This window comes from Flavobacterium sp. 5 (assembly GCF_002813295.1).
Lineage (GTDB): Bacteria > Bacteroidota > Bacteroidia > Flavobacteriales > Flavobacteriaceae > Flavobacterium.
The window spans coordinates 1,054,332-1,075,832 of the sequence record NZ_PHUE01000001.1 but is presented as its reverse complement, the minus strand read 5'-3'; the positions used below and the strand labels follow the sequence as shown (position 1 = coordinate 1,075,832).

General features: G+C 32.8%; 17 protein-coding genes. 7 read left to right on the top strand and 10 right to left on the bottom strand.

All coding sequences use genetic code 11. The features are described from left to right. The first annotated feature begins 174 nt into the window (after window positions 1-174). The 5 genes from CLU82_RS04350 to CLU82_RS04330 all read left to right on the top strand — a co-directional run bounded on the left by CLU82_RS04350 (window position 175) and on the right by CLU82_RS04330 (window position 6,011). Window positions 175-2,391: a nitric-oxide reductase large subunit gene (locus CLU82_RS04350; RefSeq protein ID WP_100841933.1), complete on the top strand. Its 2,217-nt coding sequence runs from the start codon at window positions 175-177 to the stop codon at window positions 2,389-2,391. A 177-nt stretch (window positions 2,392-2,568) separates the two neighbouring features. After that, on the top strand, window positions 2,569-2,934 hold the full coding sequence (locus CLU82_RS04345) for a hypothetical protein (RefSeq protein ID WP_232735209.1): 366 nt from the start codon (window positions 2,569-2,571) through the stop codon (window positions 2,932-2,934). A gap of 126 nt (window positions 2,935-3,060) precedes the next feature. Next, window positions 3,061-3,864 carry an MbnP family protein gene (locus CLU82_RS04340; RefSeq protein ID WP_100841932.1) on the top strand — a complete coding sequence of 268 codons (804 nt, stop codon included), beginning with the start codon at window positions 3,061-3,063 and terminating at the stop codon, window positions 3,862-3,864. 51 nt (window positions 3,865-3,915) lie between these two features. After that, entirely contained in the window at window positions 3,916-4,956 is a 1,041-nt protein-coding gene (locus CLU82_RS04335; protein WP_100841931.1) for a cytochrome-c peroxidase, read from the top strand. A 74-nt stretch (window positions 4,957-5,030) separates the two neighbouring features. Then, complete coding sequence (locus tag CLU82_RS04330) at window positions 5,031-6,011, top strand: hypothetical protein (protein WP_100841930.1); 981 nt, start codon at window positions 5,031-5,033, stop codon at window positions 6,009-6,011. A gap of 47 nt (window positions 6,012-6,058) precedes the next feature. Here CLU82_RS04330 and CLU82_RS04325 read toward each other — a convergent pair whose 3' ends face one another. From CLU82_RS04325 to CLU82_RS04305, 5 genes are all read right to left on the bottom strand, one after another. After that, window positions 6,059-6,286 (bottom strand): PspC family transcriptional regulator, encoded by a 228-nt coding sequence (locus CLU82_RS04325; RefSeq protein ID WP_100841929.1) that lies wholly within the window; start codon window positions 6,284-6,286, stop codon window positions 6,059-6,061. 54 nt (window positions 6,287-6,340) lie between these two features. Next, complete coding sequence (locus CLU82_RS04320; protein ID WP_100841928.1) at window positions 6,341-7,609, bottom strand: DUF2851 family protein; 1,269 nt, start codon at window positions 7,607-7,609, stop codon at window positions 6,341-6,343. Between the two features lie 109 nt (window positions 7,610-7,718). Continuing rightward, window positions 7,719-8,201, bottom strand: a complete 483-nt coding sequence (locus CLU82_RS04315; protein ID WP_100841927.1) for a 3'-5' exonuclease — start codon at window positions 8,199-8,201, stop codon at window positions 7,719-7,721. Between the two features lie 57 nt (window positions 8,202-8,258). After that, window positions 8,259-9,620 carry a pyridoxal-phosphate dependent enzyme gene (locus CLU82_RS04310; RefSeq protein WP_100841926.1) on the bottom strand — a complete coding sequence of 454 codons (1,362 nt, stop codon included), beginning with the start codon at window positions 9,618-9,620 and terminating at the stop codon, window positions 8,259-8,261. Between the two features lie 118 nt (window positions 9,621-9,738). Then, window positions 9,739-11,709, bottom strand: coding sequence for a putative porin (locus tag CLU82_RS04305; RefSeq protein ID WP_100841925.1), 1,971 nt, complete (start codon window positions 11,707-11,709; stop codon window positions 9,739-9,741). A 378-nt stretch (window positions 11,710-12,087) separates the two neighbouring features. Between CLU82_RS04305 and CLU82_RS04300 the strand changes: the two genes are divergently transcribed. Continuing rightward, window positions 12,088-12,747 carry a ribonuclease HII gene (locus CLU82_RS04300; protein WP_100841924.1) on the top strand — a complete coding sequence of 220 codons (660 nt, stop codon included), beginning with the start codon at window positions 12,088-12,090 and terminating at the stop codon, window positions 12,745-12,747. Window positions 12,748-12,790: 43 nt separating this feature from the next. On the opposite strand, the gene CLU82_RS04295 is transcribed toward CLU82_RS04300, so the two are convergent. The 4 genes from CLU82_RS04295 to CLU82_RS04280 all read right to left on the bottom strand — a co-directional run bounded on the left by CLU82_RS04295 (window position 12,791) and on the right by CLU82_RS04280 (window position 17,606). Further along, window positions 12,791-15,166 carry a TonB-dependent receptor gene (locus tag CLU82_RS04295; protein WP_100841923.1) on the bottom strand — a complete coding sequence of 792 codons (2,376 nt, stop codon included), beginning with the start codon at window positions 15,164-15,166 and terminating at the stop codon, window positions 12,791-12,793. 66 nt (window positions 15,167-15,232) lie between these two features. After that, window positions 15,233-15,814 carry a Crp/Fnr family transcriptional regulator gene (locus CLU82_RS04290; protein ID WP_100841922.1) on the bottom strand — a complete coding sequence of 194 codons (582 nt, stop codon included), beginning with the start codon at window positions 15,812-15,814 and terminating at the stop codon, window positions 15,233-15,235. 229 nt (window positions 15,815-16,043) lie between these two features. Further along, the gene (lipB, locus tag CLU82_RS04285) at window positions 16,044-16,742 is read right to left on the bottom strand and encodes a lipoyl(octanoyl) transferase LipB (RefSeq protein WP_100841921.1); all 699 of its coding nucleotides are present in this window, start codon (window positions 16,740-16,742) and stop codon (window positions 16,044-16,046) included. 123 nt (window positions 16,743-16,865) lie between these two features. Beyond that, window positions 16,866-17,606 (bottom strand): hypothetical protein, encoded by a 741-nt coding sequence (locus CLU82_RS04280; protein ID WP_100841920.1) that lies wholly within the window; start codon window positions 17,604-17,606, stop codon window positions 16,866-16,868. Between the two features lie 332 nt (window positions 17,607-17,938). Here CLU82_RS04280 and lysS point away from each other — a divergent pair, with 332 nt between their 5' ends. Then, window positions 17,939-19,642, top strand: a complete 1,704-nt coding sequence (gene lysS / locus CLU82_RS04275; RefSeq protein ID WP_100841919.1) for a lysine--tRNA ligase — start codon at window positions 17,939-17,941, stop codon at window positions 19,640-19,642. A 215-nt stretch (window positions 19,643-19,857) separates the two neighbouring features. Here the strand turns inward: lysS and CLU82_RS04270 are convergent, their stop codons facing one another. Further along, window positions 19,858-21,336 carry an amino acid permease gene (locus CLU82_RS04270; RefSeq protein ID WP_100841918.1) on the bottom strand — a complete coding sequence of 493 codons (1,479 nt, stop codon included), beginning with the start codon at window positions 21,334-21,336 and terminating at the stop codon, window positions 19,858-19,860. Between the last annotated feature and the right edge of the window lie 165 nt (window positions 21,337-21,501).

Genomic DNA, 21,501 nt, shown 5'->3' with positions numbered 1-21,501 from the left:
AAGGAGTCCGAAGCATGTAACAGGGAGTCCGAAGCTCGTATCAGGGCATTATTTTTTCTTCGGAAGCCCTATTTTACTGGGCGGAGTCCAAAAATAACCTAACTAAACAAAATTTTGTTTAGTCTCAGCGGAAAGTCAAATAATTCAATATAATAGTAAACTAAATTAATTAAAATGAAAAAAACCTGGATAGCATTTATAAGTGTGGTAGCAATCTCATTTATAGTTCTTATAGGAGTTGGTCGAGAAATTTACCAAACCCAACCCCCAATTCCCGAAAAAGTGATATTAAAAAATACAGGGGAAGTTATTTATACTAAAGAAGACATACAAACGGGTCAAAATGTATGGGAATCCATTGGCGGAATGGAAGTCGGTTCTATTTGGGGACATGGCAGTTATGTAGCTCCAGACTGGACAGCCGATTGGCTTCATAAAGAAGCGACTTTTATGTTGGACCAATGGGCGAAAGAATATCATATTGCCTACGCTAATTTGGATGTAGAAAAAAAAGCAGCCCTAAAAGCACGATTAATTCAAGATATCAAAACAAATACGTATGATGAAAGTACCAAAACAATAAGTATTTCGGCAGAACGTTTGGATGCGACTAAAAGTAATATAGCACATTACACAAAAATTTTCTCAGAAGGAAAAGCAGAATATGCTATTCCAAAAGGAGCTTTGACAGATGCTAAAAAATTAGAACAGCTTAATGCATTTTTATTCTGGACTTCCTGGGCTGCAAGCACCAATAGACCGAATAAAGATTATACCTATACCTCAAACTGGCCAAACGAACCATTGATTAATAATACGATAACCAACAGTTCTATTATTTGGTCTGGTTTATCCATTGTATTGTTATTATTTTTCATCGGAATATTGACGTATTATTATCTTAGTAATCACGAAAAAGGAGATTTAGTAACGAAACCACAATCTGATCCATTAGTAAATCTAAAATTTCTGCCTTCACAAAAAGCAGTTTTGAAATACTTCCTTATTATTTCTTTACTAATTGTTTTGCAAATAGTTTTAGGTATTATTACTGTGCATTATACTGTAGAAGGGCAGGCTTTCTTTGGTTTTGAAATATCTAAATTTCTTCCTTATTCGGTTACCAGAACGTGGCATACGCAGCTGGCTGTTTTCTGGATTGCGGCTACTTGGCTGGCTACGGGACTTTTCTTGGCACCAATGATTTCGGGCAAAGAATTCAAATACCATGTTCTGGGAATAAACTTTTTGTTTATTGCTTTATTGTTTATCGTTTTAGGTTCTATGCTTGGAGAATGGTTGGGTGTGCACCAATTTTTAAGTCTAACGATGAACTTTTTCTTTGGTCATCAAGGATATGAATACATGGATTTAGGCCGTTTCTGGCAAATAATATTAGGTGTTGGATTAGTATTATGGGTACTTATGGTCAGCCAGCATATTATTTTTGCGATTCGTAAAAATGATGCTTCAAAATCCTTGTTAACGATACTGTTAATTTCAGTAATGGCAATTGGAATGTTTTTCTTTTCAGGTTTAATGTACGGAGAAAACAGTAGTTTGCCTGTAATTAATTATTGGAGATGGTGGCTTGTTCATCTTTGGGTGGAAGGTTTCTTCGAGGTATTCGCCACAGTTGTTATCGCTTATATTTTTTCTCAATTGAAAATAATTTCTGTTAAAACTGCTGGAAGAGTTTCTGTAGCTTCGGCAACTATCTTTTTGGCAGGTGGGATTTTGGGAACTTTACATCATTTGTACTTTTCGGGGACACCTGTAAAAGCGATTGCTCTTGGTGCTACTTTTAGTGCTTTAGAAGTAGTTCCGCTTACTTTAATGGGGTATGAAATAAAAGAAAACTGGTCTCTATTGAAAAGTACGTCATGGATGCAAAAATACAAATGGCCAATTTACTTTTTTATTGCAGTTTCTTTTTGGAATTTCCTGGGAGCAGGTGTATTTGGATTTTTAATTAATCCTCCTATTGCATTATATTATATTCAAGGATTAAATACAACTGCAGTACATGCCCACACCGCTTTGTTTGGAGTTTATGGAATGTTAGGAATGGGATTTATTTTAATTTGTCTGCGTTTTTATTCAGATAGAGTTTGGGACGAAACAAAATTGAAAAGAGCTTTTTGGGCTTTAAATATTGGACTTGTAGCAATGGTATTTTTAAGTTTATTGCCAATCGGAATTATACAAGCCTATACTTCTATTACAAAAGGTTATTCTTTTGCTAGAGATTCGGAATTGCTTTATTCTCCAACTATCCAAACCTTAAAATGGATGAGAATGATTGGTGATATTATCTTCTCGGTAGGTATTTTCTACTTCTGTTGGTTTACAGTAAGTGAAACCATTTATAATTTAAAAAGGAAAAATTAATTAGTCATAAATTAAAAAGCTTGTATTTAGATTTAAAATTCTTGATACAAGCTTTTTTTTATTTATTTTCAAGGAAAAACACTTTTGCTAACATGATTAAAAGAGAATTTATTATCTAAATTTTAAATTAGTCTGTTAATAGTGAATTTTAATATATATTTTTGCACCATGAAAAAAATGATATTCATAATTGTACTAATGATGCTCATAAAGCCGATATTTCCTGTTGTTGAGTACATTGTCAATTATGATTATATTTCAAAAGTGCTTTGTGAAAATAAAGCCAAACCCATGATGCATTGTAATGGGAAATGTCATTTGATGAAAGAATTGGCAAAAGCATCCGATGCCGAAAACCCAAAATCTTCTGATAAAAAAGGAACTACTCAACTAACAGAAGTATTGTTTTTTGAAGAGATAAAATCTTTTAAAATCAATACTATTTATTCTTCGAATACTAAAAAAAATAACCAGCACTATTCTGACTTATACTTCTATTTGAATAGTGATCCAGTCTTTCGCCCTCCGATTTTTATTTCTTAAATTTTAAATACGTTTAAAGATTTAGTCTGTTGTTCTCAGCAGATGAATTTTGTATGGCTTGTATCAAAATGAATTATTTTGATGTAAACCATTGCAATACATTGTATAAAAAATAAAAATTAAGAAATGAAATTTCAAACAAAAAAAATAATAGCAGTAATTGCTATAGCACTTGCATTGGGTTCTTGTTCAAATAATGATGATGATGCAACGGTTACTGGAGAAGGGAAATTAGGCGTAGAATTTGATAACGTTTTTGGGAGCAAGAATTTAATTCTAAACACAGAAACTAACACTACTTCACAAGGTGAGGTATTAAAAATTTCTGATGTAAAATACATTGTAAGTAACATTGTTTTAACCAAAGAAGATGGAACTACTTTTACTTATCCAAAATCTAAAAGCTATTTTGTAGTAGATGAATCCGATGCTGAAACTCAGGAAATAGAATTGGAAAATATTCCCGCTGGTGATTATACCAAAATTAAATTCGGAATTGGTGTTGACAAAGCCCAATTTGATTTGGGAGCAACGGGACAAGGAAATTTTTTAACAATTGCTGATGCTGCAGGAATGATGTGGTCGTGGAGTGCTGGATATAAATTTGTGCTTTTCGAAGGTAAGTTTACTTCATCTACTGTAACTGCAGAAACTGCGTTCATGGTGCATACAGGGCAAACTGGAACTGATTACAATTATACAGAGGTAACACTTAATCTGCCGACCAAAGCTTTGGTAAGAACTGATATTACTCCAGATGTTCATATTTTTGCCGATGTTGCCAAAATTATTGACGGGACGAATAAAATCAAACTTTCGGATAATAATGAAGGAGGAATGGGAGCGATGATTATGGGAGGTGCAAACTTGCCATTAATCACAGCTAATCTTTCTAATATGTTTACTGTAAATCACGTGCATAACGACTAAAAAAAGGATAAAAGCGGTTGGTTAAACTGACCGCTTTTTAAAACAAAAAATATGCAAGCAAAATATTTAGTATTGCTCATTTTGCCTTTTTTCTGGAGCTGTTCTGATAATGATGATGAGGTGTATCAAAACATTCCTTTAGCATTTGAAGTGCCGTCTAATTTTCCGCCACTAGTTTATAATCTGGCTAGTAATCCGCCAACAGAAAAAGGTTTCGAATTAGGAAAAAAGCTTTTCTATGATGGCAGATTATCCTCGGATGGATTGGTCTCTTGTGGATTTTGTCATATTCAGCAAGACGCATTCACACATCATGGACACACAGTGAGTCATGGTGTTGATAATGCAGTCGGTACTCGTAACACAACTCCAATTCAGAATTTAGCGTATCAAACTACTTTTATGTATGATGGCGCAACGGATCATTTGGATTTGCAACCCATAATTCCATTTACCAATCCTGTTGAGATGAATGGTAGTTTTACAAAAGCGATTGCCATGATGAAAGCGGATCCTGAATATCAAAAATTGTTCAAAACTGCTTTTACTGATGGAGAAATTAACTCCGAGAATATGCTCAAAGCTTTAGGACAATTTATGGTTATGGTAACTTCATCCAATTCTCGTTTTGATAAATACCGTCGTCATGAATCTGGCGGAACACTTACTCAGGAAGAATTAGATGGATACGCAGTTTTTAATACAAAATGTTCCACCTGTCATGCAACCGATTTGTTTACTGATAATTCATTTCGAAATAACGGATTGTCTGTAAACCCAGCGGTGAATGATGTAGGGCGCTATCGGGTTACCGAATTGGCGACCGATTATTATAAATTTAAAGTGCCGAGTTTACGTAACATCGAGAAAACAGCGCCATACATGCATGATGGACGATTGTTTACATTAGAAGCTGTTTTGGAACATTATAATTCGGGAGTTGTTGCATCTGAAACATTAGATCCAATTTTGAATAAAAATAGCAAACTGGGAATTCCTTTAACTGAAACAGAAAAGTCCCAAGTTATCGCTTTTCTAAAAACACTGACCGATAATCAATATCTAACTGATAAACGATTTTCGGAATATTAAAATCAGAAGTTGCTAAGTTACTACGAAACTAAGTTTCTGAGTTACTTAGCAACTATTTTCAAAAAAATAAAAAAATGAAAAAAATACTAATCGTTTTTCTAGTTGTTTTTCAATGGGCAAATGCAACCGAAAAAGACACTCTAACTACAATCAATCCTTTTGCTAAATTTCAATATTTTTCGAAAGTGGAATCTGAATTCGAATTTGAAGATGACGACTGTGATGCCTGCGGATGTTCTGCCAGTGGTGGGAGCATGGGATTTGCTTCTGTTTTGAATGCTAATTTCGTAGGTATTCGTTATTTCAATCAACAATACAAAACAAATGATGGATTGTATAGTAATTCACCTTGGTATGTTGACAATTTCAATACGGTTCAGGTTTGGGGAAGAATTCCTGTTAGCAATAAAATACAGATTTCAGCTTTGATTCCGTATCATTTTCACGAAAGAGAAACAGCAACTGGAATGGAAGATATAAACGGAGTTGGCGATATCACTGTTTTAGGAATGTACACTTTGTATCAAACGCATAAAGACAGTACAATAGTGAGTCATACTTTGCAATTAGGAGGTGGATTTAAAGCGCCAACTGGAAAGTTTAATGAAGCAAATTCCGAAGGTGTAAATCCGAGTTTTCAGGTTGGAACAGGTAGTTGGGATTATTTATTGGCTACCGAATATACCATAAGAAGAAACAAATTTGGTTTGAATACCATGCTCAATTACGTTATTAAAACCGAAAATCAAAAGCATTATCAATTTGGAAATCAATTTAATTACTCAGGAACTTTTTATTATTTGTATGAAAAGAATAGTCTGTCAATAGCGCCACAGGTTGGTTTAGCCGGTGAAGTATATGATAGTAATTACCAACATGGACAGGAATTAGTAAATACTTCGGGAGATATTTTGTTTGGTAAATTTGGTGTAGAAATTGGTAAAGACCGCTTTTCTATCGGTCTTAACTATTTAGCTCCGATAAATCAAAATTTATCTGCTGGAAACGTAGTTGCAAATTATCGATGGAGTATTAATTTGAATTATAGTTTGTAAAAAAAAAAAGAACTTCAGTTTTGAAGTTCTTTTTTTTATCAAATGTTTTACAAATCAAAAACAGAAGTACGTTTTGCACGCACTAAGTCTTTCAATCTAATCCAAAAAGCCAAGGTAAGATATACTCCAAATCCTAGACCTGCTGTTACAAAAGAGATATAGATAAAAAACAAACGAACATTTGTTACTCGCATTCCTAATTTATCAGCTAATCGTGATGATACATGAAAGCCGTATTTTTCCAAAAAGAATTTCAATCGTATAACTGCTCGCATAATTTTGGGTTATGAGTTTAGACAAAAATACAAAATTTATGATTTAATAAATCACTATCTTTTTATTAACTCGATTCCGATAGCACAATCTAAACATTTATTTTTGTTGCAATATTCGTTTTTGAGTTGTAATAATGATTGTGTTTGAAATGCATTTCTAGCCTTAATGCCAAAAGAGTTAAATTTCTCTACAATTGAATTATTTTCGGCTTCTACATCATTCAAAATGGTTATTAAATCCTCAGAATCTTCTTTGCCTTGACTTTTGGCATAAGCAAATTGAAGTGGAATAACAGTATTTAGAATCAACAAATCCATAAAAGATTTAGATAATTGTTTCTTTTTCTTTGGGCTTTCTTTATCGAATTGATAATGAGTTTCCCAATATGAAGTTACCGAAACATTAAAAACTTCATAGATATCCTCAACTCTTTTCAGGTTGCTAATTTTAGAAAATAGATTCTGTTGTTTATGAAATAAGTTCGCTAGTTGTGAAAGGCGAATCGTAGGGAAATTATCTGGTCTGTGTTTAAAAAACTGTACGGGTTCTATAAAACTCTTTTCTATTTGATATTTATGAAGCAAATAAAAATACCTAAACTTCAAATCTTTAAAATACGCATCTTCTTTATCTGTATCCAATAATCCAGCTGCGCCAAATAATAGGGCTTCAAGGTTTTCAACTTCAAAACATTCTTTACGAATCACTGAAAAAGGAATAGATTGAGCAATTTTAAGAAACGTTTCTCCATTGGTGTTCAATCCAAAATTTTTAGCTAAAAGACAGAACAATGCGGTTTCCCAATCATTATTTGTAGCCTCTAATAATTCTAGTATTGGCTTTGATTTTCTTTCTAGACGTTCAAAAAACAATCGTTCTTGCCAATTATGTAATGTAAATTCTGGAATCTCTATTAATTGTTTTTCGCAGAAAATCCAAGATTTAGGGGTTAATAGCTTTTGATAATTACCAAGTATTGATGAGCTAACGTAATTTTTGAGTTCAAGAACAGGAATTTCGGAATTATCACTTCTAAAAATTTCTGAATCATGCTCCCAAACGACATGTAGAATTACATTTTCATAACCAGCATCTTTCTCATGATTATGCACATACCAATCCGAGGATTTGACATGAATTTCAACATTACCTGCCCATTTTTGATTTGCAATAGTAATTTGTGCATTGAAGAAATCGGGGCCTGCCAATTCTAAATATTGCCCAACATTACTAATAATGATTTCCTCTTTATTGTATGTTTTTAGATTTAAAGTGTCAAACTTTTTGAACTTCCAGAGATAATGGAGAAAATCTTCTTTCATGCAGTTGCTTTTTTACATTTTGTTACTTGACTAGTAATCTAAAGTAGCTAAAAAAGACAACTTAACCTACAGTAAAAAAGAAAAAAAATAGCACAAATTATTTAAAGAATTATCTAAGCAAATATAATTTTGCACAAGCTCTTGCGTCTGATAAAGCTTCGTGATGGTTCAGTTCAATTTTCATAGCTTTGCAACAATCACTTAATTTTGTTGGTTTTAAACCTTTCGATTTATATATTTTCACGGTACATTCCCAACGAGAACCTATATTCAAATCATCATAATTAAGCCCGTGTAGTGCCATAGATTTAGATAAAACATTTCGATCGAAACTTTCATTATGAGCTACTACAACTCTATTTTGAAGTCTTCTTTTAATTTCAGGAAAAACTTCTTTAAAGGTTTTCGCATTTGCAGTATCTCTAGGGTATATCCCATGTACTCTTATAGTAAAAGGATTGTATTCATTATTAGGCGGTTTGATTAAAGTTACAAATTCATCTACAATGACACCATTTTCTACAGTAACAATTCCAACAGAACATGGATGATAGGCTGTGGCTGTTTCAAAATCTATTGCTGTAAAATTCATTTATATTTTAAATTAAAAATTGAGATTTGAAGTTTTATAATTAAATTCTTAAGCTGATTATTTCATAGATCCAATGATGTCGTACTTCGTAATGATATGATGATTTCCGTTTCCTAAATCAACCAATACTGCAGCATTTTCTTTGGTAAATAATTTATACAATTCATCTATTGAAGTTCCCAATTTTACAATTGGAAATGGTTTACCCATAACTTCTTTGATTGGCTTATCGGCTACATTTTTATCAGCTACATAACTTTGGAACAAATCACTTTCATCAACGGAGCCTACAAAACCGTGAACATCAATAACTGGAATTTGAGATATTTTATATTTACGCATTCTTTCAATGGCGTGCGAAACTAATTCTTCGGTACGGACAACAATCAAGGGTTTATCAATATGATCTTTGATTACATCTTCGGCTTTAGTTACATCATCTTCCAAGAATCCTCTCTCACGCATCCAATCATCGTTAAACATTTTACCTACATAACGACTACCTGAATCATGAAATAATACCACAACCACATCTTCGGGTTTAAAATGCTCTTTAAGTTGCAATAAACCTTTTATAGCTGCGCCAGCTGAATTACCAACAAATATACCTTCTTCAAGTGCAATCTTTCTGGTATAAACCGCAGCATCTTTATCGGTTACTTTGGTAAAACCATCAATTAAAGAAAAATCAACATTTTTGGGTAAAATATCTTCGCCAATTCCTTCGGTTATATAAGAATAAATTTCATTTTCATCAAAAATTCCTGTTTCATGGTATTTCTTAAAAACAGAACCATAAGTATCAATTCCCCAAATTTTGATATTTGGATTTTTTTCTTTCAAGAATTTTCCAACTCCCGAAATCGTTCCTCCAGTACCGACTCCAACTACAAAATGAGTAATCTTTCCTTCGGTTTGTTTCCAGATTTCAGGACCTGTTTGCTCGTAATGAGCAAGTGAGTTGGATAAGTTGTCATATTGATTTACGTACCATGAATTAGGTGTTTCTTTTGCTAATCTTTTAGAAACTGAATAATAGGAGCGAGGATCAGTTGGTTCTACATCTGTTGGACAAACCACAACTTTGGCACCAACAGCACGAAGGATATCCATTTTTTCTTTGGATTGTTTGTCTGATATTACACAAATCAATTTATATCCTTTAATAATCGCTACTAATGCAAGTCCCATTCCTGTATTTCCAGAAGTCCCTTCAATTATAGTTCCACCTGGTTGCAAACGACCATCTGCTTCAGCATCTTCGATCATTTTTACTGCCATACGGTCTTTTACCGAATTTCCAGGATTGAATGTCTCCACTTTGGCAAGAACTAAGGCGTCAATTCCTGCAACTATTTTATTGAGTTTTACTAAAGGAGTATTCCCAATTGTTCCTAATATGTTTTCAGAGTATTCCATTTAGTTATTTTTCAGAAGTTACAACTTAAACTATAGCATTTCTATATAGTTCGTATGGAAGTAAAATTAGTATTATTTTTTATTTAAACTAACTTTTTAGACCGATTTTGTTATAAAATTAATTAAAGAAATTCCAAACTAATCCAAAACGAATTAAGAAATCACGATATGGATTATTGGTGTCTGAAAAATAATCATTTTTAGAAAACAAAGAATTGATGTGCTCTGCTTTAAAATAAATTCGGGTACGTTGTATTTTAAAATTCACAAAATAATCAACAAGAGGAGAGTTACCAATTTTTACTCTATCCTGAACAAAAAATTCTCCAATTACAGGGTTATAATTATTGCTGTAATAACTAGTAAAATAATTAAATTCAATACCTGTTTGGAAGAATAATTTCTTTTTAAACAATGTATTAGAATAATATAAAGTATTTCTAGTTACAAATTCAGGAACATTCAAAACGGCATCAGATTGATCTACTTTTTGAAATAATAATGTATTATCCAAAGCCCAATTTCCTAATACAAATTCCCTGGCAACCTTTAGCGAAGCATAATTTATGGCTTTACCATATTGAGCTGGTTCTACTATTTGCATGTTCTTTTCTCTTTCTGCAACTGAAGTACTATCAGCAAAAAACAAATGATCTTTTATCGTATTCAGTTGCATTGATAACGAAACCCATTTTGTATCGGCATTAACACTAATAGAATTTATTTTTTCACTCACAAAATCGTTAGACCAGTTGTATCTCTCATAACTACTCTGAAATAAATTATAATTATTATTTGGTAGCTTATTCATGTTTTGATAACGAAAGGACAATTGGTTCTCGTCATTCCAATCATACACTGCTGAAGCATCTAAATTAGATAAATTTTGATTTGTTATCGATTTTGAATATAAGATCTTACCATTCCATTTATCTTTACGATAATTGTATTGTGCTCCAACAGTATTTATTTTTTGACTTAACAAGTTTGTAACTTCTTTATCATTAGCTAAGTATAAATAATTATTGTAGAAATAATTGGAGCGTAAATCATCTGCAAAAAAAGTAAAAGATCCTAAAGTCATGTTTTCATAAACTACTCCAAGTTTATTATACATTTTATTATAGTTCGTTTCATTGCTAATTCCACTTGTTACAAACGATTCACCAAAACGACTTACTAATTCCCCTCCAACTGTTGACTGTACTGTTTGCTGCGTATAGTCATAATACATTTCTTCGTAGTTAAACTGTTCGGTAACATATAAATTATTTTCAGCCTTTTTTGGGTTGATTCTAAAGGCTTGATCTAAGAAAAAACGTTTTCCTTTTAATGTTGACTTTGCATCTTCAAGGTAAACGCCTAAACGCGCTCTATTGTCAAACTCGGAATCTCCGCTTGTAAAATCACTTACATTACTAATTCCGCCATTCTCTTCATTCTGAATTTTCTGAGAGGTGTAATGCATATTGGCAATATAACGCCCATCTTTAGTATTATAGCTCGTTGTAAATCTAAAATTTCCAGTTTTAGACTCCTGATTAATATATCTTCCTTCCGAACGTAAAGCTCTATAAGCAATAGAAAAATTAAGTCTAGGAGATGTATTTATCGCAAAATATGAATCAGCCGATTGCCCTTGTTGGATGGTAGTTTTAAAATACAGTTCGGTTACAGGTGTTGCGACATTGGCATACTTGATGTCATTGGCTTTCATGTAATTAAATTGCTTTGCTGTAAAACCAAATTCTGGATAAGGCGAAAAACCATTCAATCCATATTGTAGTGTGTTGTAGCTTTGTCCATCATTAGGAAAAGCTAAAAGACCAAAATTGTCTTTCCTCAAATAATTATGACTATACGCTTTTCTAATAGATTGAGTCGTATCGATATAAGTAGTGTCACGATCCAATGATATAAACTGGTACATATCATAAGTTGCCTCTGGCGCTTTTTTCTTCTTAATAGAATCCGAAGAATTGTATTTACTATTATAATCAATTTCTTTAGCACTATTAACCTGTTTATTTTTCTGGGAAAACAGGAGAATTGGAAAAGCTAAAAAAATTAAAGAAAAGAAAATCCTCATTTGAAACGGTTATAATTAGGCAATTATTTTACTGATATATCGAGCAAAGGTAAAGGATAAAAACGTATAAATAAAAAAACACTCCAATTTATAGACTAAACAATAAAACATAATTTATTTGGAAACCACAACTCTCTATTTCAAAATAATCTGGGCGAGCCACTAGACCAATAAAAGGGCTATTTCTCTTTGCGAGTATACGCCCTTTTATCGGTCAGCTGTCAGGCTATCCGCACTACTTCGGTAGTTTGCTTCTATCCTTCTCGCAGTCCCAACAACCAAAGTAGAATCACCGCACCATTATTTTTTCCAAAAACTATTTATGTCACAAGAAAATCAATAAAAAATTACAATATTTGTTACTCGAAAAATTTTACTATGCTTCAAAAGAATTTCTCTTCATTCCTACTAGAAACTGGTACCGACGAAGCTGGACGCGGTTGTCTTGCAGGTCCAGTAACCGCCGCCGCTGTGATTTTGCCGATAGATTTTGAAAACAGTATTTTGAATGACAGTAAGCAACTGTCCGAAAAAGTCCGAGAGAAACTCAAACCTATTATTGAAGCCCAAGCCATTACTTTTGCAGTAACGCATTTATATCCAATTGAAATTGACGAAATCAATATTCTCAACGCTTCGATGAAAGGAATGCAGGAATGTATTTTGAAATTAACGCCAATTCCCGAATATATCATTGTAGATGGCAATCGAGCTTTGAACGCTAAATTGGGTTTGAAAAATAATTCTGGAAAAAAATTCACAGCAAAAGAAATTGAATTACTGAAATCAATTCCTAATCAAAGTATCATAAAAGGAGATTCTAAATATTTAAGTATCGCTGCGGCATCGGTTTTGGCAAAAACCTATCGTGATGAATATATGGATAAAATTCACGAAGAATTCCCGATGTATAATTGGAAAAAAAACAAAGGGTATCCAACTAAGGAACACCGAGAAGCAATTCGAAAATACGGTCCTACCAAATACCACAGAATGAGTTTCAGACTTTTGCCAGAACAACTTACTTTGGATCTTTAAAAACTAAAAAGGCTTATCAATTTGATAAGCCTTTTTAGTTTTTCTAAAACTGAAACTTATATCCAAAATCTGGAGAAAATCCAATTTGATCTTTTTGATTAATACTATTAGTTAGCCTATTATATTCTTTTGCAAAAACATTGGTATGATTGGTTACATTTTGAAAATCAACATAAAACTGATGGAATCTTTTTTTGGATTTACTATTAATCTTAATTCCAAACTTAATGTCTAATCTCAAGTAGGCATCATATTGCTGACTAAAGGCATTTGCATTATCTTTAATTTCATACCCTGCATCGTTAGAAGAGTCTAAATCTACAGGAGTGTAATAACGTCCTCCAGCTGTAGTAAATTTAGTGTCGATCGAAAAAACATTTTTCTTTGCCTTTCCAATTTTAAATTCTTTTCCTCCCAAAATATTGATTACATAGCCATTATTAAAAGGCGAATTTCGTTCTACATCATCACTTCCACTATATTTACTTTCAAAAAGTGAAGTTGTAAATAATCCGTAATAGCCTTCACTAAAAAATTTTTCGACCGTAAATTCAACACCCTGATTATATCCTTTTCCGTTACTCACCAAAGAAGTTTTATCTATAGAATATCCAAAATCTGCACCCTCTGTTAAAGTTGAATAGCTGCTAGGAAAAGTTTCAACTCCAGCTTTAGTTATGTCTTGATAATACACTTCAACTTTTCCTCTCCATTTTTTAGCTAAGCGTAAATCATAACCCAATACATAATGTTGACTTTGTACTAAATCCAAATTTTTATTAGTTTGTACTTGAATACCATCTACATATTCATTCAAGAATAAAATAGGGACAGGCACACTTTGATGATGCAAACCATAACCAAAACTAATTGCATTTTTGGGATTGAATGCGTAAGATAAAGCCGTTCTTGGTTCAAGAACAAATTCATCGTTTATAGAGAAATACTGTCCGTGAAGCCCCGCATTGAAAGTTAATTTTTCGGTCAATCGAAACTGTCCCTGAACAAATGGCTGTGCAATATTGTAATTTCCATTTTGAGTAATCAATTTTACTAAATCGGGATAGCCATCACCATCATTATCTTGTTGTCTATCGCGGGAGGATACTTTAGAATCAAGTGTGTAATTTTCAAAAAGCAGACCAGCTCTCAGTGTTATTTTTTTATTGATCTTAGAATTGAATAAAGTCGAAAATGTAATTCTGTTTTCAGAATTATTAGTGTCCATAAAACGTAATTTGTTTTCAGCAGGCGTTTGATAATCATAATAACGATCATTTTTATAGGTATTTCCAGCTGTAGCGTAACCAACTATGGTTTTTAAATAAGAGTTTGTTCCAATATCTAAAGTATGTTTTAATCCAAAAGAACCAAATTGGGAAGTAACGAAACTGTCTTCATCCTGTGCTGCAAAAGGATCTTCTTCGTCAATTTTGATTCCTAAAAAATCAATATCAGAAACTCCATAAATTCCAAAAATTGAGAAATTACCCATTTTGGTTTTTCCAAAATCTACGTTAAAACTGATATCACTATAATTTGGTTGCGCTTCAGTTCCAGCCAATCCTATAGCTCCAACAAAGCCATATCTGGCAGCAGCTACAAACGAGCCTCCTTTTTTTCCTAACGGTCCTTCGGCCATAAATTCCAATCCAGGGTAAGCTCCAACACTAATCATATACTCATAATCATCAGGATTTCCTTTTCGGAATCCCAAATCAAAAACACCTGCAATTGCATTTCCGTATTCCGCAGGAAAAGCGGAAGTTAGAAAGTCAGAATTAGATAAAAGGTTAGGATTTAATGCCGAAACGGGCCCGCCAGTAGTTCCTAAAGTAGAGAAATGGTTGGGACTAGGAACGGGCATTCCTTCAATACGCCATAACATTCCTGATGGAGAATTTCCACGGACAACAATATCGTTTCGACTATCGTCTCCCGTTGAAACCCCTGCAAAATTTGAAACTAATCGGGCCACATCACTTCTCCCTCCTGCATATCTATTTACTTCTTCGGTTGTAAATTGTTTAACCGAAACAAGTGCCATTTTGTTAATAGCTTTGGCTTTATCCGAACCCGAAGTAACAACGATTTCATCGAGTACATTAAATTTTTCATTTATCGAAATAGTCAGTAGATTATCTTTTCCAGTGGTCACATCCAAATCAGAAACGGTAGAGTTTTCATAGCCATTGAAACTAATATTTAAATTCTGCCTTCCGATAGGAATGTTAGATAATGTAAAATTACCTTCTGTATCAGAAACTATTTCGATACTTTCATTTCCAACTAAACTAATTTTAGCTCCAGCTATAGGTTTCTCAGATTGTTTGTCAATTATTTTGCCTTTTACAACTCCAGTTTGAGCAGAAGAAATTAGACTAAAAAGTAGTATAATAATCAGTGATATAAGTTTCATTTTATTTTGCTTTACAATTATAAAAGCAAAAATAAAACACTGAAATTTCTTAAAAATTGACTTGGGTTAAGATTTACTATTTAAAGTTAATCGAGTTCTTATCCGACTTAAACTCTCTGGTTTCACTCCCAAATAACTGGCAATGTGTTTAAGGGAAACTCTTTCGACAACTTTTGGGCAGTGTTTTATAAATCGCAGGTACCGGTCTTCTGGAGGCAAAAGAGTCATAGCCATACTTTTTCCTGTCAATCCTTTTATGGTTCGTTCCATCATAATCCGTAAAAAATTATTAAAGACAGGATATTTGGAAACTAATTTGTCAAAATCTTCTTTATAGGCCAAATACAATACACAATCTTCTAGAGCTTCAATATTCTGCAAAGACTGTTTCCCATATAAAAAACTTTCAAAATCAGAATACCAATCATTTTCAAAGAAAAAATTACCAGTAGATTCTATTCCCTCAATCATATAATAATACCGAATACAGCCTTTTTCTATAAATATGCCGTAATTACAAACATCTCCTTCGAGTAAAATATGTTCGTTTTTTTTAACCGTTTTTAATTTGAGAATGCTCTTAAAAGCCAAGCTTTCTGCTTCATTAAATTCCATATATCGAGATAAATCGGTAATTACACTTTGCATAATTTTTTAAGTTTTAGAAACAAAATATATTTTTGAATGATTAAAACTATTAAAAAAAATAGCGCAAAAGTCTATTAAACAGAAATATAACAAATAAAATAGAATTTAGACATATTTAGAAAAGAGGATTTGACTAGGTTTTGATATTATAAAATGCTTCCAGAAAAGAGATATGGCTGTTGCTAAACTGAATTAGGAGCTAAATGGTTACAGAGAAAAATGACAGATTTTAAACAAATTCAGCTTCAAACAAACTCGCCAAATGTTTTACTATTTTGGTTTTTACTTCAGCTTCATCAACTTTTTCAACACCTAGTTCTACCTGTAAAGAAGTAACGGCTTTGCCACGAATTCCACAGGGAATAATGTTGTCAAAATAACCCAAATCGACATTAACGTTTAGAGCAAATCCATGCATGGTTACCCAGCGTGAAGCACGAACACCCATCGCGCAAATTTTTCTTGCAAATGGAGTTCCAGCACCAAGCCATACGCCTGTTTCGCCATCGCTTCGTCCAGATTCAATACCATATTCTGCTAGAGTTAAAATGATAGCTTCTTCCAGAAAACGTAAGTACTTATGAATATCCGAAAAGAAATTTTCCAAGTCCAAAATTGGATACCCTACTATTTGTCCTGGGCCGTGATAGGTAATATCTCCCCCGCGATTTATTTTATAGAAAGTAGCACCTTTGGCTTCAAGTTGTTTTTCGGATAATAATAAATTTTCCAAATCACCGCTTTTACCTAAAGTATAAACATGCGGATGTTCTACAAACAGTAAATAATTTGGTGTTGCAATAGTAGTTTCTTCTCTTCTGTTTTGGATTTTTAGATCGACGATACTCTTGAATAATTCTTCTTGATATTCCCAAGTTTCCTTATAATCCGTATTTCCTAAATCCTGAAGTTGAATGGTTTTGTTCATTTTTTTCTGAGATGTGAAGAATCTTAGGAACTAATAAGCTAAAATTCTTTTTTGCAAAGGTACAAAGTTTTAAAGGATGTTTATCTATTCTAAGGGAAGAGGAAAACTGTTATGATAAGTATATTAATTGATTGTTTCTGGTTCCAAAACTACTTCAAGATTTGTAATTATAGGATTTTGTAAACTTTCTAATAATGGTAATTCCAGTTTTAAAGATTTTTTGTCTGAGCTGATTTCAGCAAGAGAATTGGAAAACGATTGGATTTTTCGAGGGAAATAGTAGTTCAAAACATATTTTTGAACGAGTTTATATCCTTTATTTTTCGCTTTAAACTTTTCAATTTTTTCAATTTGTTTTTGTTGTTCTAAAGTGTCTGAGATCGTTACAATTCTATTGAAACGATTTTCATTGTAATCATAACATACTTTGTAATAATGCTCCTCGGCGGTTAAAGCATAATTGTTTTTAATATCGTTAGCATATTCTTCAGTTTTATAAAGATCAACAATAGCCGAAGCTTTTTGGAAATTTTGAGTAATTGTAGTTCTGAATTCTTTTTCATAAGAACTCTCTTTTTTATGAATTTTCACTTGGGAATATTTCAAGAATATATTTTGATCAGCCAGTGGGGTTCTGGAAAAAGTCTCGTGGTGTTTCTTGATGTAATCACCAAAAACATAACTAGTATCTCTATATACATTTTCCTTCGAATAATTTTCTCTGGCAAGTATCATATAGCTGTTTTCTTCTCTTAATCCAACAATTTCAATTGTTCCGCTACCATCAGCATTGAGATGGATGGTTTCGGTAACTTGGCAGCTTATAGTTAGAAATGATAAGGGCAATAAGAAAATTTTTTTCATTTGATCAAATTGAAATAAGATATTAGAATTTTGAAAATCGAAGTTAATCTGTTTTCTTACATATTTTATTGTTTTTCAAAATAATTAACAATTTAATACACTAATGTACTTTCGTAAAGAGTTTTTGAAAAAATAAATTTCCAATCTAGCCCTGATGGAAACGGCATCCTTTTATGGAGGGGTTCGCCATAAAAGATATAGTGTACAGCAGGTTGAATGGTATTGAAAAACGAGAATTTTGTGCTCCTAAAAAAACAAAAATCATTTTCAAATTTTCAAATTGTCCTTTTTTCAAATTTAACTATCTTTGCACTCTTAAAAAAAAGTATATAATGGCCTTATCAGAACAAGAAATCATTCGAAGAGAAAAACTTCAATCATTACGTAACTTAGGAATCAATCCTTATCCTGCTAATCTTTTTCCTGTAAATCATACTTCGAAACAAATAAAGGAGTCTTTTGAAGAGGGTAAGAAGGTGATTGTTGCTGGTCGTTTGATGAGTGTGAGAGATCAAGGAAAAGCTTGTTTTGCTGAGTTGCAAGATAGCGAAGGTCGTATTCAATTGTACGTGAATCGTGATGTTTTGTGTGAAGGCGATGATAAAACATTGTACAACCAAGTATTCAAAAAATTGACCGATTTAGGTGATTTTATTGGTATTGAAGGTGAATTGTTCACAACACAAGTAGGGGCAAAATGTATTCGAGTGAGTGGTTTTACTTTCTTGAGTAAAACATTACGTCCGCTTCCTTTACCAAAAGTAGATGAAGATGGGAAAATTCACGATGCTTTTAACGATGCTGAATTGCGTTATAGAATGCGTTATGTGGATTTGACTGTAAATCAACATGTAAAAGATACTTTTATTAAAAGAACAAAATTGTTTAATGCAATGCGTGGTTTCTTTAATGAAGCAGGGTATCTTGAGGTTGAAACTCCAGTTTTACAATCGATTCCTGGTGGCGCTGCTGCACGTCCGTTTATCACACATCATAACTCGCTTGACATTCCGTTGTACATGCGTATTGCAAATGAATTGTATTTGAAAAGATTAATTGTTGGTGGATTTGATGGTGTTTATGAGTTTTCGAAAAACTTCCGAAACGAAGGAATGGACAGAACGCACAACCCTGAGTTTACTGCAATGGAAATATATGTAGCCTACAAAGACTACAACTGGATGATGGAGTTTACCGAGCGTTTGTTAGAGCATTGTGCTATTGGTGTAAATGGAACTAGCGAAGCTATTTTTGGTGAACATAAAATCAATTTCAAAGCACCTTATGCTCGTGTTACAATGACAGATTCTATCAAGCATTTTACGGGCTTTGATATTTCTGGAAAAAGTGAAGCTGAACTTTTTGAAGCTGCTAAAGGCATGGGAATTGACGTTGATAATACGATGGGTAAAGGAAAATTGATTGATGAGATTTTTGGAGCGAAATGCGAAGGAAATTATATTCAGCCAACATTCATTACTGATTATCCAAAAGAAATGTCTCCCTTGTGTAAAGAGCACCGTGACAATCCAGAATTAACTGAACGTTTTGAATTAATGGTTTGTGGTAAAGAAGTTGCAAATGCATATTCTGAATTGAATGACCCTATTGACCAAAGAGAGCGTTTTGAAGATCAGATGCGTTTGGCTGAAAAAGGAGATGATGAAGCAAATGGTACAATTGATGAAGATTTCTTGAGAGCTTTGGAGTATGGAATGCCTCCAACTTCTGGTTTAGGAATTGGAATGGATCGTTTGATGATGTTTTTGACTAATAATGCTTCGATTCAAGAAGTGTTGTTCTTTCCTCAAATGAGACCTGAAACTAAAAAAGTCCAAATTGAATTGACTGATGAAGAGAAATTCATTATTGATCTTTTGAAAGCAAACGAAAATAAAGTTGAATTAACTCAGTTGAAAATAAAAGCCAATTTAAGTGGTAAAAAATGGGATACAGCAATGAAGGGTTTATCTAAAAATGGCTTAACTAAAGTTGCCGTTGAAGGAGAATATAAAATGGTGGAATTGGTGGAGTAACCAAAACCCAGTAGTAAAGAATTCTAAAAGAGGTTGTCTAAATACTAGACTGCCTCTTTTTTTTATATCTCAAGTCTTATTTTTAGATTGATTTAAGAAAAGAAGTGTTCTTTTGTATGATGACTGATAGGACTACTTCAATGAGTTTTAAGAATAAAAAAAAGGATTATAAAGTTATTTCTACTCTATAATCCTTTTTAACTTATATTAAAAAATTATTTTTCAGGATTGTTTAGTACACTGTTTTTCTTACCATAAGAAAAATAGAATATTACTCCAAGTGCCATCCATGCAAAAAGCCTTAGCCAGTTTGTCCAGCCTAAACCATACATCATTGCAAAACATACTGCAACTCCTAATAAAGGAACAAAAGGAACCCAAGGAGTTTTGAATTCACGAACCATATTTGGTTCTTTTTTTCTTAAAATAATTACGGATATACAAACTAATACAAAGGCAAATAAAGTTCCTATACTAGTCATGTCACCCACGATATCACCAGGAATAAAGGCTGCAAATGAACCTACAATTACCAATATTGCTATATTAGCTTTATATGGTGTTTTGTATTTTGAGTGTAATGTGCTGAATGATTTAGGAAGTAAGCCGTCTTTACCCATTGAGTAAAAAACTCTTGATTGTCCTAACAACATTACCAATATTACAGAAGAAAACCCTGCAAGAATTGCTACAGTTACAAATTGACCTAACCATTCGTAATTAACTCCCATTGCATTTTTAATAGCCAAAGCTACAGATGCTTCTTTTCCTTCTGTTCTGAAAAATTCAACTGGCTCAAGACCTGTTAAAACATGCGCAAAAAGAATGTATAAAACAGTACAAACGGCTAAAGAACCTAATATTCCAATTGGCATATTTTTCTTTGGATTTTTTGTCTCTTGAGCAGCAGTACTTACTGCGTCAAATCCAATAAAAGCAAAGAAAACAGTACCAGCAGCACCTAAGATTCCCATAATACCTCCGTAACTATGACCAACCCCATGTTCATCTGTAAAAACTGAAGGTTGTGGTATGTAAGGTGTGTGGTTTGCAGGATTAACAAAATTCCATCCGATAACTATAATTAAGATTACAATAATCACTTTTACTACTACAATTATACCATTAACAAAAGCTGATTCTTGAATCCCTTTTATTAATAATAAGCTTATAGCTGCTACTATAAATAAGGCAGGTAAATTAATTATACCACTTACTCCATCTGATGAGGTTTGAAATGGTGAGTGTGAGTATTCAAATGGTATTGGACTGACGTGTAACACATTGACTAGTAGGTTGTTGAGGTACTCACTCCAGGCGATTCCTACTGTAGCAGCACCAACGGCATATTCAAGTATTAAATCCCATCCAATAATCCAAGCTAAAAATTCACCCATAGTTGCATAAGTATAGGTATAGGCGCTTCCAGATATTGGAATTGAAGAAGATAATTCAGCATAACATAATCCAGCCAAAGCACAACCAACTGCGGCAACAATGAAAGCAATGGTTACAGATGGACCAGCATTTTGTGCTGCTGCTGTAGCTGTTCTTACAAATAAACCGGCGCCAATAATAGCACCTATGCCTAATGCAATTAATGACCAAGCAGTTAATGTTCTTTTTAATCCTTTTTCAGAATCAGCGGCTTCTGCTAGCAGTTGTGCTAGTGGTTTTCTTTTCCAAATTGACATACTATAATATATTGGTTAATTATTATTTAAGTTCCAAATGTATCGTTTTTTATAAAAAATAAAAACAATTATCTTCTTTTAAGTTATAAAAACTTTAATATTTCAGAGATAAATGCATTGTATTTTGTTAAAATACTGAAATTCATCTATTTAAAATTTACTTAA

Coding starts and splice junctions, on each gene's coding strand:
- CLU82_RS04350 (WP_100841933.1), top strand. CDS start 175: ATGAAAAAAACCTGGATAGCATTTATAAGTGTGGTAGCAATCTCATTT.
- CLU82_RS04345 (WP_232735209.1), top strand. CDS start 2,569: ATGATATTCATAATTGTACTAATGATGCTCATAAAGCCGATATTTCCT.
- CLU82_RS04340 (WP_100841932.1), top strand. CDS start 3,061: ATGAAATTTCAAACAAAAAAAATAATAGCAGTAATTGCTATAGCACTT.
- CLU82_RS04335 (WP_100841931.1), top strand. CDS start 3,916: ATGCAAGCAAAATATTTAGTATTGCTCATTTTGCCTTTTTTCTGGAGC.
- CLU82_RS04330 (WP_100841930.1), top strand. CDS start 5,031: ATGAAAAAAATACTAATCGTTTTTCTAGTTGTTTTTCAATGGGCAAAT.
- CLU82_RS04325 (WP_100841929.1), bottom strand. CDS start 6,286: ATGCGAGCAGTTATACGATTGAAATTCTTTTTGGAAAAATACGGCTTT.
- CLU82_RS04320 (WP_100841928.1), bottom strand. CDS start 7,609: ATGAAAGAAGATTTTCTCCATTATCTCTGGAAGTTCAAAAAGTTTGAC.
- CLU82_RS04315 (WP_100841927.1), bottom strand. CDS start 8,201: ATGAATTTTACAGCAATAGATTTTGAAACAGCCACAGCCTATCATCCA.
- CLU82_RS04310 (WP_100841926.1), bottom strand. CDS start 9,620: ATGGAATACTCTGAAAACATATTAGGAACAATTGGGAATACTCCTTTA.
- CLU82_RS04305 (WP_100841925.1), bottom strand. CDS start 11,709: ATGAGGATTTTCTTTTCTTTAATTTTTTTAGCTTTTCCAATTCTCCTG.
- CLU82_RS04300 (WP_100841924.1), top strand. CDS start 12,088: ATGCTTCAAAAGAATTTCTCTTCATTCCTACTAGAAACTGGTACCGAC.
- CLU82_RS04295 (WP_100841923.1), bottom strand. CDS start 15,166: ATGAAACTTATATCACTGATTATTATACTACTTTTTAGTCTAATTTCT.
- CLU82_RS04290 (WP_100841922.1), bottom strand. CDS start 15,814: ATGCAAAGTGTAATTACCGATTTATCTCGATATATGGAATTTAATGAA.
- lipB (WP_100841921.1), bottom strand. CDS start 16,742: ATGAACAAAACCATTCAACTTCAGGATTTAGGAAATACGGATTATAAG.
- CLU82_RS04280 (WP_100841920.1), bottom strand. CDS start 17,606: ATGAAAAAAATTTTCTTATTGCCCTTATCATTTCTAACTATAAGCTGC.
- lysS (WP_100841919.1), top strand. CDS start 17,939: ATGGCCTTATCAGAACAAGAAATCATTCGAAGAGAAAAACTTCAATCA.
- CLU82_RS04270 (WP_100841918.1), bottom strand. CDS start 21,336: ATGTCAATTTGGAAAAGAAAACCACTAGCACAACTGCTAGCAGAAGCC.